At 31.4% G+C, this 17,003-nt stretch carries 17 protein-coding genes; 15 read left to right on the forward strand and 2 right to left on the reverse strand.

The genetic code is table 11. From position 1 onward, the window contains the following. Positions 1–29 precede the first annotated feature (29 nt). From OIU83_RS21510 to OIU83_RS21525, 4 genes are all read left to right on the forward strand, one after another. Positions 30–326: a hypothetical protein gene (locus OIU83_RS21510; RefSeq protein ID WP_264208325.1), complete on the forward strand. Its 297-nt coding sequence runs from the start codon at positions 30–32 to the stop codon at positions 324–326. 48 nt (positions 327–374) lie between these two features. After that, a complete protein-coding gene (locus OIU83_RS21515) occupies positions 375–671 on the forward strand; it encodes a PepSY-like domain-containing protein (protein ID WP_264208326.1) in 297 nt (98 codons plus the stop codon). 37 nt (positions 672–708) lie between these two features. After that, on the forward strand, positions 709–1,005 hold the full coding sequence (locus OIU83_RS21520; RefSeq protein ID WP_264208327.1) for a PepSY-like domain-containing protein: 297 nt from the start codon (positions 709–711) through the stop codon (positions 1,003–1,005). A gap of 122 nt (positions 1,006–1,127) precedes the next feature. Continuing rightward, on the forward strand, positions 1,128–2,459 hold the full coding sequence (locus OIU83_RS21525) for a sigma-54-dependent transcriptional regulator (RefSeq protein WP_264208328.1): 1,332 nt from the start codon (positions 1,128–1,130) through the stop codon (positions 2,457–2,459). Position 2,460: 1 nt separating this feature from the next. On the opposite strand, the gene OIU83_RS21530 is transcribed toward OIU83_RS21525, so the two are convergent. Beyond that, a complete protein-coding gene (locus OIU83_RS21530; protein WP_264208329.1) occupies positions 2,461–4,911 on the reverse strand; it encodes a hybrid sensor histidine kinase/response regulator in 2,451 nt (816 codons plus the stop codon). 187 nt (positions 4,912–5,098) lie between these two features. Continuing rightward, on the reverse strand, positions 5,099–7,000 hold the full coding sequence (locus OIU83_RS21535; RefSeq protein WP_264208330.1) for a S9 family peptidase: 1,902 nt from the start codon (positions 6,998–7,000) through the stop codon (positions 5,099–5,101). 258 nt (positions 7,001–7,258) lie between these two features. Between OIU83_RS21535 and OIU83_RS21540 the strand changes: the two genes are divergently transcribed. The 11 genes from OIU83_RS21540 to OIU83_RS21590 all read left to right on the forward strand — a co-directional run bounded on the left by OIU83_RS21540 (position 7,259) and on the right by OIU83_RS21590 (position 17,002). Continuing rightward, positions 7,259–8,371, forward strand: coding sequence for an NAD(P)/FAD-dependent oxidoreductase (locus OIU83_RS21540; RefSeq protein WP_264208331.1), 1,113 nt, complete (start codon positions 7,259–7,261; stop codon positions 8,369–8,371). Beyond that, the gene (mtgA, locus tag OIU83_RS21545) at positions 8,371–9,132 is read left to right on the forward strand and encodes a monofunctional biosynthetic peptidoglycan transglycosylase (protein WP_264208332.1); all 762 of its coding nucleotides are present in this window, start codon (positions 8,371–8,373) and stop codon (positions 9,130–9,132) included. Before OIU83_RS21540 ends, mtgA begins: the two co-directional genes overlap by 1 nt. Then, positions 9,129–10,085: a lipid A deacylase LpxR family protein gene (locus OIU83_RS21550; RefSeq protein ID WP_264208333.1), complete on the forward strand. Its 957-nt coding sequence runs from the start codon at positions 9,129–9,131 to the stop codon at positions 10,083–10,085. Before mtgA ends, OIU83_RS21550 begins: the two co-directional genes overlap by 4 nt. 190 nt (positions 10,086–10,275) lie before the next feature. Next, the gene (locus OIU83_RS21555) at positions 10,276–10,995 is read left to right on the forward strand and encodes a hypothetical protein (RefSeq protein ID WP_264208334.1); all 720 of its coding nucleotides are present in this window, start codon (positions 10,276–10,278) and stop codon (positions 10,993–10,995) included. A gap of 5 nt (positions 10,996–11,000) precedes the next feature. Next, positions 11,001–11,777 carry a toxin-antitoxin system YwqK family antitoxin gene (locus tag OIU83_RS21560; protein WP_264208335.1) on the forward strand — a complete coding sequence of 259 codons (777 nt, stop codon included), beginning with the start codon at positions 11,001–11,003 and terminating at the stop codon, positions 11,775–11,777. A 48-nt stretch (positions 11,778–11,825) separates the two neighbouring features. Then, on the forward strand, positions 11,826–12,179 hold the full coding sequence (locus tag OIU83_RS21565) for a toxin-antitoxin system YwqK family antitoxin (protein WP_264208336.1): 354 nt from the start codon (positions 11,826–11,828) through the stop codon (positions 12,177–12,179). Between the two features lie 435 nt (positions 12,180–12,614). After that, the gene (locus tag OIU83_RS21570; RefSeq protein WP_264208337.1) at positions 12,615–13,631 is read left to right on the forward strand and encodes a type I restriction enzyme HsdR N-terminal domain-containing protein; all 1,017 of its coding nucleotides are present in this window, start codon (positions 12,615–12,617) and stop codon (positions 13,629–13,631) included. A 977-nt stretch (positions 13,632–14,608) separates the two neighbouring features. After that, on the forward strand, positions 14,609–15,058 hold the full coding sequence (locus OIU83_RS21575; protein ID WP_264208338.1) for a carboxymuconolactone decarboxylase family protein: 450 nt from the start codon (positions 14,609–14,611) through the stop codon (positions 15,056–15,058). A gap of 40 nt (positions 15,059–15,098) precedes the next feature. Further along, positions 15,099–15,452: a YciI family protein gene (locus tag OIU83_RS21580; RefSeq protein WP_264208339.1), complete on the forward strand. Its 354-nt coding sequence runs from the start codon at positions 15,099–15,101 to the stop codon at positions 15,450–15,452. 52 nt (positions 15,453–15,504) lie between these two features. Next, entirely contained in the window at positions 15,505–16,743 is a 1,239-nt protein-coding gene (locus OIU83_RS21585; protein WP_264208340.1) for an RNA polymerase sigma factor, read from the forward strand. A gap of 85 nt (positions 16,744–16,828) precedes the next feature. Next, on the forward strand, positions 16,829–17,002 hold the full coding sequence (locus OIU83_RS21590) for a hypothetical protein (RefSeq protein WP_264208341.1): 174 nt from the start codon (positions 16,829–16,831) through the stop codon (positions 17,000–17,002). Position 17,003: the final 1 nt, after the last annotated feature.

Genomic DNA, 17,003 nt, shown 5'->3' on the forward strand with positions numbered 1-17,003 from the left:
AATATAAATACATATAAAAATATATCATTATGAAAAAGTTAATTTTATCAGCCGCAATTGTATTAGGAAGTTTATCTTCATTTGCAATAACTTTACCAACTCAAGTTTTAGATGCTAAAACGGTATCAGTTCAAGATGAGTACACAGAAGTAAAAATAGAAGAAGTACCAGCAACTATTACTGCTGCTTTGAAAAAAGCATATCCAGATGCAGTACTTAATAAAGCATCTGTTAATGCGAATAAAGAATATAAACTTGATGTTACTGTAGGTGACAAAGTAGGAAGTCTTTTTGCAGATGCGACAGGAAACTGGATCAAAAAATAATTAAATTTAGAAGTTTAAAATAAGTTATAACATTAAAAAATTATCATTATGAAAAAGTTAATCTTATCAGCAGCGATCGTATTAGGAAGTTTATCAGTTAGTGCTGCAACTGCAGTAATTACAGAATCTTCGGTAAAAGTAATGAGTATTCAGGATGAATACACAGAAGTTGGCGCAGATGCACTTCCTGCAGCAGTAAAAGGTACTGTCGAAAAATCTTTCCCGGGTGCAAAACTAGAGAAAGCTTATAAAAACGAAAAAAACGAGTACAAATTAGAAATTGCACACGGAGAGAAAAAATTTACTATTTTCTCTGATGCAGCAGGAAATCTGATTAAAAAATAATTGCTCTTAAAGCAAATAAATTAAAACATATATCATTATGAAAAAGTTAATCTTATCGGCAGCAGTTATTCTGGGGAGTTTGTCAATTTATGCAGCAACCTTAACAACTACAGAGCCAGTTACTAAAATTGTAACAGTGCAAGACGGCTACACTGAAGTAAGTGCAGATACTGTACCTGCAGCAGTAAAAACAGCTTTGCAGAAGGCTTATCCGGATGCGAAACTTGATAAGGCATATGTAAATGAAAAGAAAGAGTATAAATTAGAAATTTCGGTTGGAGACCAAAAGGCTACTGTCTATTCAGATGTCAATGGCAACTGGATAAAAATATAATTTAGGTAGATTTAGTTTAAGTTTTTTAAAAAGAGATTGCGAGAGCAATCTCTTTTTTTTGCAAAATTTTAGGAGAATACAATTATATTAGTATTATTTTAGCATGAAAAGTTCAAACACTAATGCCAAAGATTTTATTAATAGAAGATGATATTTCGTTTTGTAAACTGTTAGAAAAATTTCTAATAAAAAAAAACTATACAGTTGCGACAGCATATTCTGCAGCCGAAGCACGTGGTATAATTAAAAACGAATCTTTTGATCTTATTATTACAGATCTAAGATTACCCGACTCGGATGGGATTGGATTAATGTCTGAATTTAAAAAAGCATATCCTGAAATTCCAGTTATTTTAATGACAGGGTATTCAGATGTAAATACTGCGGTGAAAGCTATAAAAAATGGCGCTGCAGATTATATTTCGAAACCATTTAATCCCGAAGAGGTCTTACTTGTTATTTCGAATGCTTTACAAAATAATTCGGTTATTCCAGAAAATGAGCAAAAGGTAAAGCATCCAAAAAAATCGGAGGAACTTGAGTTTGTAAAAGGAATTTCAAAAGCTTCAAAAAAGTTAGCAGAACATATCCAACTTGTTAGCCCTACTAATATGTCGGTTTTAATAATCGGGGAAAGTGGTACAGGAAAAGAAATAATTGCAAAGAGCATTCATGAACAAAGTCCTCGAAAAGGCAATAACTTTATTGCTGTCGATTGCGGAGCTATACCAAAAGAACTGGCAGCAAGTGAATTTTTCGGGCATTTAAAAGGTTCTTTTACCGGAGCAATTACAGATAAAATAGGTTATTTTGAAGCGGCTAATGGAGGGACTATATTTCTGGATGAAATAGGAAATCTTTCGTATGAAAATCAAATCCAGCTTTTAAGAGCATTACAAGAGCGGAAAATAAAACCTGTTGGTAGCAATAAAGAAATTGATGTTGATATTCGTATCGTAACTGCTACCAATGAAGATTTGCGAGAAGCAGTAAAAAAAGGAGATTTCCGTGAAGATTTATACCATAGAATCAATGAGTTTTCTATTCACTCTCCTTCTTTAATTGATAGAGAGGAAGATTTAATGGTTTTTGCAGACTTTTTTCTTGAGAAGGCCAATGAGCAGTTGAATAAAAATATTATTGGTTTCTCTGATGAAGTAGTTTCAATTTTTCAAAAATACAGATGGCCTGGAAACTTAAGAGAGCTCCAAAATTGTATTAAGCGAGCAACACTTTTATCGCAAGGTGATTTTATTGAAAGTACAGTATTGCCAGTAGAGTTTTTTCAGATTCAAAAACAGGTTCCAAATGATTTATCATTGTCTGAAAATGAAAAAGAAGCGATTATCCACGCCTTGTCAAAAGCTAAAAACAATAAATCGGAAGCTGCAAAAATGCTGAAAATTACCCGTAAGACATTATACAATAAATTAAAGTTATACGATATAGAATAGGCTAAGCTATTTCTTTTTCCAGAAGAAGTAATAATGAATTTATTTCTGTTTTTAATGTGTTGAAAGTTGTTTGTAAATGGCTATTAGAATAATTATTTTGTTCTAAATCATCTAAAATTTTACTGATTTTTGAAGCTTGAATTTGCTTGAACATAGGTGATATTCTATGAGCAATAGCACTAACTTCGCTATAATTATTCTCTTCAACATTCTTTTCGAGAATTATTAAGTTTTCTTTTGTTGTTTCTACAAATGTCTTTAATATATCTTGTAACGCTCTATTATCATTGGTTAAAAATGATTTTAAGGAATCCAGAGAATAACCTTTTTCCGAATCGGAAGAATGAGTTTTAGTATCTTCATGATTAATTTTAGCGGAATCATCAAAGAGTATGAGTATTGTTTGAAGTAATGCTTTTGGTGAATATGGTTTTTTTACAACAGTAGTAAACCCTGCATTTGTATAAACATCCAAAGCTAAATCGGCTCTTCCTGTTAGTGCAATTATAGGTTGATTTTTATATTGAGAGTCAACCAAATTCTTGAGTTTTTCTATAAACAAAAAGCCATCAATTTCGGGCATTTGAATATCAGTTATAATAAAATCAAATGGGGTATTTTGAATTGTTTTTAAAGCCTTGTTAGCATTATTAAAAGCCAAAACGGTATAATTATGCTGTTTCAAGACTTCGGAAGTCAGACCTAATAAATTGTTATCATCATCGATAACAATCGCAGTTTTAGGTGTAACAATAGGAGAAATTGAATTCTTTTTATTTTCAGGTTCTATTTCGGGTTCTAAACGGGTATCAAAAATTAATGGAAGCTGGATTTCAAAAGTACTTCCTTTCCCAAAAACACTTTTTAAATGTAGATCACCTCCCAAGAGAGTTGCTATTTTTTTAGAAATTGCGAGCCCCAGACCTGTCCCACCATATTTTTTTTCTATGTTTTCATTGGCTTGAGCAAATTCTTCAAATACTAATTCTTGGCTCTTTTTTTCAATCCCAATACCTGAGTCTTCTATTTTTATAAAAGCAAATCCGCCATTATGATTAATGGTCGCGTCGATTTTTATAAAACCTTTTTCTGTAAATTTATAGGCATTCCCAATGATATTACTTAAAATTTGTTTCAGTCGAAATGGGTCTCCAATTATTTTTGTAGCAAACTTTTCGTCTGTATTAATAATGAGTTTAATGTCTTTATGTTTGTAAACTGATTGGATATTCTTTGCAACTTCGGTTATGATTTCTGGAAGCGAAAAAGGTTTCTTTTCGAATGTAATTTTTCCAGCTTCTATTTGAGAAAAATCAAGTAAATCCTGAACTAATTGTGAAATGTATTCCGTCGAGTTTTTTATGTTCTTTGTAAAGTAGAATTGCTTGGTATTTAAGTCGGAATTACCCAAAAGTTCGGTATAACCTACAATTGTACTTAAAGGTGTTTTTAAATCATGACTAACGGTAGAAATGAGTTGTTCGCGACTTTTTAAAAGATTCTTTGTTTTGAAATTGGCAATCTCCAGTTGTTTCTTATAGAGCTGTGTTTTGGAGAAATCACTTGCAATAAGGATCGAAAAAAAGATAGTAAGAAGTAATCCTACTATGGCAGCACCAGTTACAATCTGATTGATTTTCTTTAGAGATTTTTCTTTATCATTATTGTATTTTATAGAGTTTATGATGATTTCACGTTCTATAATTCGCAATACTTTTCGGAGTTGCTCAGAAATTAAAATTTCATTTTTAAGCAATTTGTTTTCCTGATAATTTAAGGACTCTTTCTTTTTTTCGGTTTCTCTTTTTACAGAACTTAATAATTTTTTGGATGTAGATAAAATCGAGTCAGATGCTTTTTTGCTTAATGTGTTTGTGCTGTCATCCGGAATATTCTGATTGAGGTAATCAACGTATTTTTGGAGTACATTACGTTGATAACTCCCTAATTGAGACGGATTTTTGGTAAAATCTTCAAGTTGTAATTTACGTAATGAGAATTCAAGTTTTGTCAATTCATCAATAGCGTTGTTTACCGTGACTTCATCGCTGGCCTTGCTTTTGATGTTTTTTAATTGCCGAATATTTTTTGTTTTCTCTGATAATAAATAATTTACACTATCCAGTAAAACGATTTGAGATTGTGTAGTAACCATTTTTTTTAAAGAATCAATTCGGATTCGTAGAGAATTAGATTCTTTTATGTAGTGTTGAAAGTCGGATTCGGAGTTGGACTGAATTGTTTTTCGAGCAAGACTTTCTGTTTTATACACAGTTGAAAAAAGCTGACTAACTTTTAAGATTTTTGTTTTCTCAAAAGCTATTTTATGTTCAATTTTAGAATAAATAACATTTTCCGAATATAAAACCCACCCCACACTAATTACAAGCGAAGCTAGAGCGATGTAACTTATGAAAACTTTAAGCGGAATGTAACTATTCTTACTCTCCATAGATTATTATTGTAGGGATTTGGATTTTTTTATATTATCGCAATTTATTTAATTTTTTCTGATTAAGGTCTATAAAACAGCGCCAATATGTTATATGATTTTCATTGGAAGTTATAAAAAAGCCACAGAATCATATGTGATATCTGTGGCTTTTATATGAAATTATTTTTTCTTCAGCGTAATTTAATTAAAGTGTTTCGCTTAACCATTTAAAGAATTCACCTTGCCAAACTTGGGCATTTTGAGGTTTTAAAACCCAGTGATTTTCTTCAGGGAAATATAATAATCTACTTTTTATTCCGCGTAATTGAGCAGCTTGAAATGCTTCCTGACCTTGTCCAATTGGCACACGGAAATCTTTTCCTCCTTGAATAATCAGGATTGGTTTATTCCATTTATCAACATGATTTATTGGGTTGAAAATAGTGTATGTTTTTTGAGCAATTGCATTGTCTTTTTCCCAGTATGGGCCACCAAAGTCCCAGTTGTTAAAGAAAACTTCTTCGGTTGTGCCAAACATACTTTGTGTATTGAAAACACCGTCATGTGCGATGAAAGTTTTAAAACGATTGTTATGAATTCCTGCTAAATAGAAAACAGAGTAACCACCATAACTTGCTCCAACGCATCCTAGACGAGATTTATCAACATAGTTTTCTTTCGAAACATCATCAATCGCCGATAGGTAATCGTCCATAACTTGTCCGCCCCAATCTTTACTAATTTGCTCATTCCATTCTACTCCGTGACCAGGCATCCCGCGACGGTTTGGCGCAACAACAACATAACCTTTTGCAGCCATTAATTGAAAATTCCAACGGAAAGAATACGCTTGAGTTAAAGCAGATTGTGGTCCGCCTTGGCAATATAAAAGAGTTGGATATTTTTTTGAAGCATCAAAATTAGGAGGTAAGATTACCCAAACCAACATTTTTTTACCATCTGTTGTAGTAACATAACGTTTTTCGATTTTGCTTAAAGCTAAAGAATCGTAAGTTGTAGTGTTCACATTTGATAATTGCTTCCAGGTATTTTTCTTTAAATTGAAAGAAAAAATCTCATTTGCATGATTCATATCTGATCTTGTAACAATGATATTATCATCTACAAAACCTACTAAATCATTTACATCAAAAGCACCGTTTGTAAGCTGACGTACATTTACAGAGATTTTTGTCAATCCAGGGAAGTTTACTTCAAATAATTGTTTTGTACCATCAATTGGAGCTACAAAATATACTTTTTTACCGTCTTTACTCCATGTAAAATTATCTACAGTTCCATCCCAATTGGCAGTTAGATTCATTTTCATACCTTTAAAATCAACAATGATGTCGTTTTTATCAGCTTCATAACCATCGCGTTTCATTTGTAACCAAGTTAGGTTTCCAGTAGGTGAAAATTGAGGTGCCATATCATAACCTAAGTTTCCTTCGGTTCTGTTTGTAGTTTTTCCAGTCTCAAGATTGTATTCGTAGATATCAGTATTTGTAGAAATTGCATATTGAGTTCCGGCTTTTTTCTTGCTTACATATAAAATACTTTTGCTGTCTGGTGACCAGATATAATCTTCGTCTCCACCAAAAGGTTTTTGCGGACTGTCGAAAGTCTCTCCTTTTAAAAGATCGATACCAACAGATCCTTCTTTATTTTCTTTGTAAAAAACATGATTAAATTTACCTTCATTCCAAGTATCCCAATGACGATAATCCAAACCATCGTAGATTTGAGCTTCTGATTTGTCTAAACTTGGGTAAAAATCTTTTCCTAATACTTTCTCGATTTTTACTTCTTCGTTGTACACTAAAAATTTTCCGTCTGGTGAAATGTTTTTATCGGCAAAAACAGTTTTTATATCCGTGATTTCGGTTGCATTACCACCATTTACAGGTAATGTATAATATTTGGATTGCGAATTATTTTCAGCAATTGAAGGTGTGGTAACCTTATAAACAACATTTTTTCCGTCCTTAGAAAGTCCAAGTGCAGAAACTCTCCCTAATTTCCATAACAATTCTGGTGACATTACATTCTGCGCCATAGTGCTTAAACTCATCATTATTAAGGTTGTAAATACTACTTTTTTCATAATTTGATTTAAAATTTTAAGATTTTAAAAGTACAAAATATATTTCAGCAACTTGGTTATAATGCAATTAGGATTCTCTTAAATTAATGATAAATGTTAACCAATGATAAAGCGAGGTGAAATGGTTTTATCTAAAAAGTTTAATCATGTAAGTAATATAAGTTCATTTAAGTTTTATTTGTTTAAAGTGATGTTTATATGGGTTTAAATTTTTTATACGGTTTAAAAAAAACACTATTTTTATAAAAAATATCAATCATGGAGTTGAGTTATTGGGAACTTAAAAATTGGTTTACGAATGTTGATTTTACTATTGTTGGTAGTGGAATAGTAGGTTTACATGCGGGATTACGCCTGCGCGAAAAGTTTCCAAAAGCCAAAATTCTGATACTAGAAAAAGGAATGTTACCGCAGGGAGCCAGTACAAAAAATGCAGGTTTTGCTTGTTTTGGAAGCCTTTCGGAAATCATAGATGATTTAAAAAATCATACCGAAGAGGATGTAATCAAACTTATAGAAAAGCGATGGATAGGATTGCAATTATTGCGTAAACGCTTGGGTGATTCCGCAATTAATTTTAAGCCTTATGGAGGATATGAATTGTTTTTGAAAGAAGATGAAAATGGATATAATGAATGTTTGAGTAAATTGCCGTTTATAAACGAAATTCTTAAACCAATATTTAAAACAGATGTCTTTGCTAATGAGATTGATCGTTTTGAGTTTAAAGGAATTCATGAGTATTTAGTTTTTAATCCTTTTGAAGGACAAATTGATACGGGAAATATGATGCAGACATTATTAAAAGAAGCAATTGGAGCTGGTATTTTAATTTTGAACCAACAAATAGTAACTTCATATTTGGATAAAGGAGATAGAGTTGAAGTAGCATTGGGAGATTTTTCGTTTACTACAAAAAAGATTCTTTTTGGAACCAATGGATTTGCAAATAAACTTACTAATGGAGCTGTAAAACCTGCCAGAGCACAGGTTTTAATTACAGAACCTATTCCTGATTTAGATATTAAAGGGACTTTTCATCTAGACAGAGGGTATTATTATTTCCGAAATGTAGGTGACAGAATCTTATTGGGAGGTGGTCGGAATCTTGATTTTGAAACTGAAACTACAACCGAATTTGGGCAAACAGAAATAATACAAAATAAATTGGAAGATTTGCTGAAAAATGTAATTTTACCAAATCAAAAAGTAGCTATTGCACACCGATGGAGTGGGATAATGGGTATAGGAAATAGTAAGAATCCAATTGTAACACAACTATCCGAAAACGTATATTGTGGTGTTCGATTAGGAGGAATGGGAGTCGCAATAGGCGGTTTAATAGGAACAGAATTAGCAGATTTAATATAATGGCGACTAAAAAAGCAGCACCAAAAAAAACAACACCAAGTAAAGCAAAACCTTCAGCAAAAAAGAACAATCGTTCATTTGGAAGTAAGGTAATCCGGTTTCTTTGTAAACTATTATTGTGGTTCTTTGGAATTTCAATATTTTTTGTTGTGCTCTTTAAGTATGTACCAGTTCCTTTTACTCCCTTAATGGTGATTCGGGGTATCGAGAATAAAATGTCGGGTAAAGAAAACTTTTTTAGCCATGATTGGGAGCCTTTAGAGAATATATCGGTTAATTTACAAAAGGCAGTTATTGCAAGCGAGGATGGTACGTTCTTGAAACATAATGGTTTTGATTTTAAAGCATTGCAAAAAGCATATAAGAGTAATGAGCGTGGTCGAAAAATAAGGGGAGGTAGTACAATCTCACAGCAAACAGCCAAAAACGTTTTCTTATGGCAAGGCAAGAGTTATTTCCGGAAAGGACTAGAAGCATATTTTACGGTTTTAATCGAATTAGTCTGGGGGAAAGAACGTATTATGGAGGTATATCTTAATAGTATCGAAATGGGCGATGGTGTTTATGGAGCCGAGGCCGCAGCGCAACATTGGTACCGCAAGAGTGCATCGGAACTTACACCAATTCAGGCAGCTGGAATTGCTGCTATATTGCCAAATCCTCTTAAGTTTAAAGCAACAGGTTCTTCGAGTTATATAAATAAAAGAAAAAACAAAATTGTAAAAGTAATGCGTAGCGTAGGTAAAATTAATTACAAATGATCCCAAAAAAAACTCTTAGCATTATTCTAATCCTGATTGTCACTTCTGTTTTTGCACAAAGTAAAACCAGTGAGATAGGATTTATTACCGATAATGATTTATACACATCATCCAAAAATGATATGTATTATACCAACGGTTTAGAGCTTTTTTATCGATTCTTATCAAAGAACGAGAATACAAAAATAAATAAGAAAATTACAGAATTTCGCATTGGACAATATATCTATAATCCAAGATTTATTAATGAAATGGCAGTTTATAGAAACGATCGTCCTTTTACAGGATATCTTTTTGCCGAAGCAGGGCGAAGTTTTTTTTATCAAAGTGAATCGGTTTTAAAAACAGATTTCCAATTGGGTTATATGGGACCGAATGCCTTTGGTAAAGAAACTCAGGAAAGTTTTCACCACGTTATAGGCTATAAAAATGTATTTGGTTGGGAAAATCAGCTTACCAATGCTTTTGCCGTGCAAGTACATGTTATGTATTCCAAGAAATTATTCCCAACAAAACATAATAATTTTATTGATCTTCATTTTCAGTCCGAAGCAAATCTTGGGACTGTTTTTACGGGAGTTTCTACAGGATTTCTAACCCGAATTGGGTTTAAGAAATTACTCCCAATTTATGATTCTAATTTGCATGATGCTTCAGTAAGTTTTGAACCGCAATACAATATTCGGGAGTTTTACTTTTATGCCATGCCAAGTGTTAATTACCAGTTTTACGATGCTACTATTCAAGGCAGCATGTTTAACAATACAAGTCCGGTAACTTTTGATTTAGAACCGCTTCGTTTTAATGCGGAGTTTGGTTTAAAATACCGCCACAACAACTTCAATATGTCTTATTCTTTTATTTACCGTGGCAGAGAATTGAAAGATCCAGGTATCGATACCAATTCAGGTTATTTCTTTGGATCGATTCGATTTGGATATTTGCTGAAGTAGTTTTTTTAACTTCCTATACTGTTTCGTGATCGGGACTGAGATATTAATATTTTATAGTTGGATTTGAATTATTAATTAATTTCGTAAGATACGGACTTCAAATATGTCGGATTGTTGTCCGGGATCAAGTAATTTATATGTATTATTGTAATAGAAAGAAGTAATAACTTACAATAACACATTATTTATTATGTTTAGAAACTTTGACACCTTTGATAATTTTAAGAAAGATGAAGATCTTGGGCAGTATTCTTCCTATGCAGCTTATAACAGGGATTTATTGCGATTAGTCGATTTTTATGGACGAACTCCATTTGATTGGTACAGAAATAAAAAAACAGGAGAACTAATTTGGCTTGACGGAAGTGCAAAAATTGACCACTATTCTAATCTAGGACATACCTGGGGGAAAACCTTTAGTAATAACAGCAGATTATTATTGGATGGAGAGACCAAACTAATAACATATAACGGAGAAGTTCTTTACAATTTTAAGAAAAAGAAATCATCATTTTTTAGTGGAGGATTTGCATTCTCAGATGGAGGAAACTACCAAGACCCAAGCTCATTGCGCAGAGGCGGAAGAGATGTTACATGGATTGATTTTGGAGGCGCATTTGAAGCGCTTGTTGCTATATTGGGATTTGAAGTAAAAGGCAGTACTTCCAGAGGAAAAGGGACTAATGGGGGAAAACCAACAATAGAAAACAAAGCAGATGATTTTATGACTGCAACAGATCATGGTGCGAATGCAATAAAATCTGGGAAATCTGCAAAAGAAGAAGTAGATAAGAAAAGAGACGAAGCCACTTCATCAGAAGATAGCAAATTTGTGAGAACTAACTTTGATGAAAAAACTGGAAATAGTACATGGATAAGACAAGATATTTATGAAAAAAATAAAAAATAAAGCAAATGAATAAAAAACATATATTAATTATCGTAACAATATTAATAATGATGTCGGTTGGGTACATTTTTTTTTATTGTACAAATGAAACAATTTATACTTTAAAGGATTATAATATAAAAACGGGAGCAACCGACGTTTCAGAATATATTATTAGAAAAGGTGATACCATTTTCGAAGGTAAATTTACACGATACAATGAAAAAGGAATAAAAATAGCAGAAGGTCAATTTATAGATAATGAGCCAAATGGTATTTGTTCTTACTACTATGACAATGGAAAAATTAAATCAGTTCATTTCAGAAAGAACAGTAAGATTAATTTAGAAAGTACTTTTTATGACACTAGTGGATTAATAAATAAATATGTGGTATATGATTATTTAGGTAATCATTTCTTTATAATTTATTTTGATGAAAAGGGAGCAACAAAGTACGATGGTTACTTTCAAATAGAAACCTATCAATATAAATTTAGTCACAAAAATCAATTTAACATTAAGCATGAAGAACATTTAGAAGTTGGTGATGTATTAAAATACAGTTACATCATTGCTAATATTCCTAATACAAAGCGAAGTTTTAAAATAGAGAATTTATCAGTTGATAATTCTATAGTAAAACGAACCCTAAAGCATATAGAACCATGTCAATTGGATGTAGAAGAAATACTTACCAAGAAAGGAAAAAATACAATAAGAAGTATTGTTCAATACAAATTTAATGATAAAGTCACACCTGTTTTTAATGACACACTTTCTTTTGATGTAAATGTGCATTAACGTCAGCTAATACTCAGATTTCTTAGGAATCACAACAAAAAAGAAATAATGAAAAAAATATATATAATAGTAGTACTCTCTGTGATACTTGGTTTTATAGTCTTGTTTTTTTACTTTAAGGATGAAAAAGTATATACTTTAAAAGAATACAGTCCATCAGGAAAATTATTAGTAACGAGTGAATATGTTATTAGAAATGGTGATACAATTTTTCATGGAAAATTTATAAATTATAATGAAAAAGGAATTAAAATTAACGAAGGTCAATTTGTTGATAATGAGCCAAATGGTAAATGTTTCTATTATTATGAAAATGGCAAAATAGAATCGGTTTATTACAGAAAAGATAGTAAAGTTAATTTAGAAAGTACTTATTACAACCAAAATGGTTTAATTGATTAAGTGCATTATGTGTGATAGTCTTGGGAATACTCATTTTATTATTAAGTTTGATAACAGAGTAGTTAAAAGATACGAAGGTTATTCAATTTTGCCAATGGGTCTCGCTCTACGAAGTCTCCCGACTTCGTAGCGACAATGATAGGCAAATATAGTTTTGGTAAAAAATAAAAGAAAAATAAATTGGAGCAGGTACTTTGCCACAGCAGGATTTACATAAACACGTATAAACACCTAATAGATTATATGGATAAAATGTTACTTTTAAATAATTTCGATCAAGTCTTTATAAATGTGGTTTTCCGTAGAAATGTGGTAGACTAAATAAAGATATTTGTTTTCTCTTAAAGTAATGATTTTTAAAAACTTATAGTTTGGTTTATTTTCATTAGTTTAGTTTTTATTTTATAAAGTTGTCTAACTAATAAGCCACCGATAATGACTACCAATATCCCTAAACAATCTATTAATCAATTAAAAAAAACGCTTGAGAATTTTAAAATTAATGATGCAATTGAATTGTGTACTAATGAAGCTCAAACTCGTAAATTTTTAATTGAACCTTTTTTTTATTTTCTAAATTATATTTCGAATGATTTAATACCAGAATATAATGCTGATTTTGGGGAACGTATCAGTCAAAAAATTGATTATGCGATTTTGCTAAATAAAAAAGATACAATTTTAGTAGAGGCCAAAAAGTATAATAGTAGATTAAGTGATAAAGAAGCGGGTCAGTTAAACGGCTATTTTAATAATACTAAAAATTCAAGAATTGCTGTATTGACAAATGGAATTGAATATAGATTTTATTCAGATGTCTTGCAGCCAAATGTAATTGATAATAAGCCTTTCTTCGTTTTTAATTTATCTAATTATTCAGATAAAGACTTGGAAACTTTGGTCAAGTTTGATAAAAGATATGTAGTGGTTAATGAGATTATCAAAACTGCTCAGGAATGCGTCTTTGTTGAAGATTTTGAAGCAAGCTTACTTAAAGAGTTAATTGCTCCATCAAAAGATTTGCTGAAAATTATTTATCGCAACATGAGTTTTAAAACTAAATTCAATGAAGAAACTCAAGCGAAAATGATAAAGATGATTAATTCGGCATTGTTGAAATCTTTATATGAGAAAAAAGTATTGGCCGAATCCAGTTCAAATACTGGTGGAATTATCACTACCGAATCTGAAATTCAGGCTTATCATACTATCAGAACTTTGCTGATTCAGAATAAAAAAATACCACCCCAAAGAATTTTCTTTAAAGATTTTAAAAGTTTTTTCAATATTAGTATTGACGATAATCTTAAAAAAGTGATTTGTAAATTGGTTTTTACCGATTCAAAAATGAAGATTCTTATCGAAAACAATGAGTATTTGTTAACTAGTATTGATGATGTTTTGAAGTATAAAACGGAATTAACAAATAGAACGCTGGCTTTGCTTGAATAATCAAGATATCCGATAATGCGGATTTGCAATCAACATCAAAAAAAAGGTTCTTATGAAATCTAAAATTTCTAATCTAGCCCAGATGGAAACGGCATCCTTTTTATTCGCTTTTTTGCGGATAAAAAGATATAGTGTACAGCGGGACAAGTGGCTTTTTTGAAAACAAAACTTTCTGCTCCTGAAAATAAAAACCGTAATCAATTAAAATCAATTACGGTTTTGGGCTTAGTTTTTGTTTGGAGAGATTTTTTTGAACTTACTGTTTTGTATAATTCCCAGGTAAATGTCCTTTTGACTCCATTTTTGTGCTTGATATTTGTACAAACGTAAATCGGATTATAGGACCTTCTTTGGTTTGATAAAAATCTGATACATATAAGGTAGGTTTAGTAGATATTTCTTGTGTAAAAGAATTTGAGAATTTGTTTGCATGTCTACTAAAAGAAAAAAGATTTCCATTTGTAGTATATTTTATATCATGGTTTGTAAAAGTTAACATTTCTCCAGAACTTTCGTCTTTCCAGATTCCTTGTATCCAGCTAGGAGGATTAAAAATACCACGATTATCATTATCGCTCGAGGAACAAGAAAAAAAATGATTAAACTAAATAGTAAAATTGTTTTTTTCATAGAGAGTATATTAAAAAGGTTAAGTGGAAATATAATGAGAGGTTTAGCCTTAGGTTATTATTCGATAAAGTCAAAAAACATACCACTTATTAAAATTTAATTATGGTTTGTTTTTTTTATTAATTCTCAATTGGTATTTATGTGTTGTGAGGCTTTAGATTTAAACGAGAAAAGGTTTATATAACTTAGTTTATTAATCGATAATATTAATAATTTAAACTTTTAAGTACTTGACATGTATGTGTTTAATGCTTTTTTTTGAAATAATTACAAAATAATTTAATTATTTTGTCCAATTCGGGAAGTTCGATTGTTATTAGGGTATAACAATTAAAAATTTAAACAAAATGGAAGCAAGAATTAACATTCATGTAAAAGGACAAAGCGCATTAAAACCACTTTTTGGAATTGGAGGGTATTTAAAAAAATCTGCTGTCGAAGAAATGCTGTTAGAATTAGTTTACTTTAGAGTATCGCAAATTAATGGTTGCGCTTATTGTTTGGACATGCATTCGAAAGATTTGCGTGCCAAAGGAGAAACAGAACAACGCTTGTATGGGTTAAGTGCTTGGCGCGAAACACCATATTATACCGAGAGAGAAAGAGCAGCACTGGCTTGGGCAGAAGCATTAACAAATTGTGAGGTACACGATCCGGTTTACAACGAAGTTAAAAGTCAATTTTCGGATGAAGATTTAATCGATTTAACTCTGGCAATTACAACTATTAATACCTGGAATCGTATTAATCTTGCATTCCCATACGGAGTAGGAACCTATAAAGTTGGACAATTTTAAGGGTAATTAAATCGCTTAATAATAGTATAAAAATAAGAAAATGGAAGAATTTGTATTGATATTTCGAAGAGATAGCATAACCAAAGAAACGCAGCCTTCGCCAGAAGAAATGCAATCGTCAATAAAATTATGGCAAGATTGGTTGGGCGGAATCGCTGCGCAAGATAAATTGGCTAGACCTCTACAACGTTGGGATGGTGAAGGAAGGGTTGTTAAGCAGAACAACAATGTGACCAATGGGCCTTATGTTGAAATTAAAGAAGCAATAGGCGGTTTGATGATGATAAAAGTTGCTAATTATGATGAGGCAGTAGAAATTGCCAAAGGTTGCCCGATTCTTTTATGGGGTGGAAATGTAGAAATACGTATGGCTGTTATTTCTGAAGGGCATTAATTAATAGTAAAAATTGCTTTTGTTTTTTGCAGAAGTATTTTGATTTAATTTTATGGAAGACAATCAGCTTTTACCGCATTTATTTAGAACAGAGTATCGAAAAATAGTTTCGGTGCTCTGTTATTTATTTGGTATCAATCATATCGAAATTGCCGAAGATATTGTTAGTGATACTTTTCTTTCTGCTACCGAATTGTGGAGTATAAAAGGAATTCCCGAAAATCCTACAGCATGGCTTTATACGGTTGCGAAAAACAAAACCAAGAATTATTTAAAACGCGATGCTCTTTTTGAGCAGAAACTTTCTGTCGAAATAAAACATAGTGCACCCAAAGCCCAAGAAACAGAGCTTGATTTATCTAGTAAGAATATCATAGATAGTCAGCTTGCTATGATTTTCACAGTTTGTAATCCATGTATTTCCAATGAATCACAAGTTGCACTTGCATTGAATTTGCTTTGTGGTTTTGGGATTCAGGAAATTGCCGATGGTTTTTTGACGAATAAAGAGGTTATTTATAAACGAATAAATCGTGCAAAAGACAAACTGAAAACAGAGCAGATAAAAATTCAACAACCGAGTCCAAATGAAATAGATAATAGATTGGATACGGTTTTAACAACCGTGTATTTATTGTTTTCTGAAGGATATTATTCGACTTCTCAAAATACAATTTTGCGGAAAGATCTTTGTGCAGAAGCAATGCGATTGTGTTATTTACTTATCGAAAATAGTGGAACCAATAAACCTGCTGTAAATGCTTTATTGGCTTTAATGTGCTTTCATTCTTCGAGATTTGAAGCAAGAATAAATGAAATAGGAGAAACAATTTTATACGAAGATCAGGATGAATCGCTTTGGAACAAAGAATTAATAAATAGAGGAGAGCAGTATTTAAGCTTATCTTCAACTGGAAATAAAATTTCAAAATACCATCTCGAAGCAGGAATTGCTTATTGGCATACACATAAAGAAGATACGATTGAAAAATGGGAAAACATTCTGCAATTGTATAATAGTTTATTGATTTTGGAATATTCGTCAATCGCAGCTTTGAATAGAACTTTTGCTTTGGCAAAAACCAAGGGAAAAGCCGAAGCGATACTGGAAGCTGAAAAATTAAATCTCTCCGATAATCATTTTTATTATTCGTTATTAGGCAATCTATACACGGGTATTGATAATGAGAAGGCGTTGGAACATTTTCAAAAGGCTTTTAAATTAGCCAATACAACTGCTGATAAATCGATAATTACTAAAAATATTGATAAGCTTAAAGTTGAGAGATAACAAGTTGTTGTTGTAAATGAGATGTTTAACTTTTTAATAATGTAATGAAACTGAAAAGACGTTAACTTTAATTAAAATTAAAGTTATGGAAATCAATTGGCTAATATTAGGTATTGTTGCTGTGGGATTAATTATTTTAATTCTATTTACTATTAAGAAAAACCAAAAGGATAAAAAGAAGCTGACGGAATTTTTAAATAATGATTTCAAGAGAGCCGAAGAGGATGATTTGGATCCTGATAATGAAAGTGAGCGATAGC

Origin of the sequence: Flavobacterium shii, assembly GCF_025847235.1 — a bacterium.
Lineage (GTDB): Bacteria > Bacteroidota > Bacteroidia > Flavobacteriales > Flavobacteriaceae > Flavobacterium > Flavobacterium shii.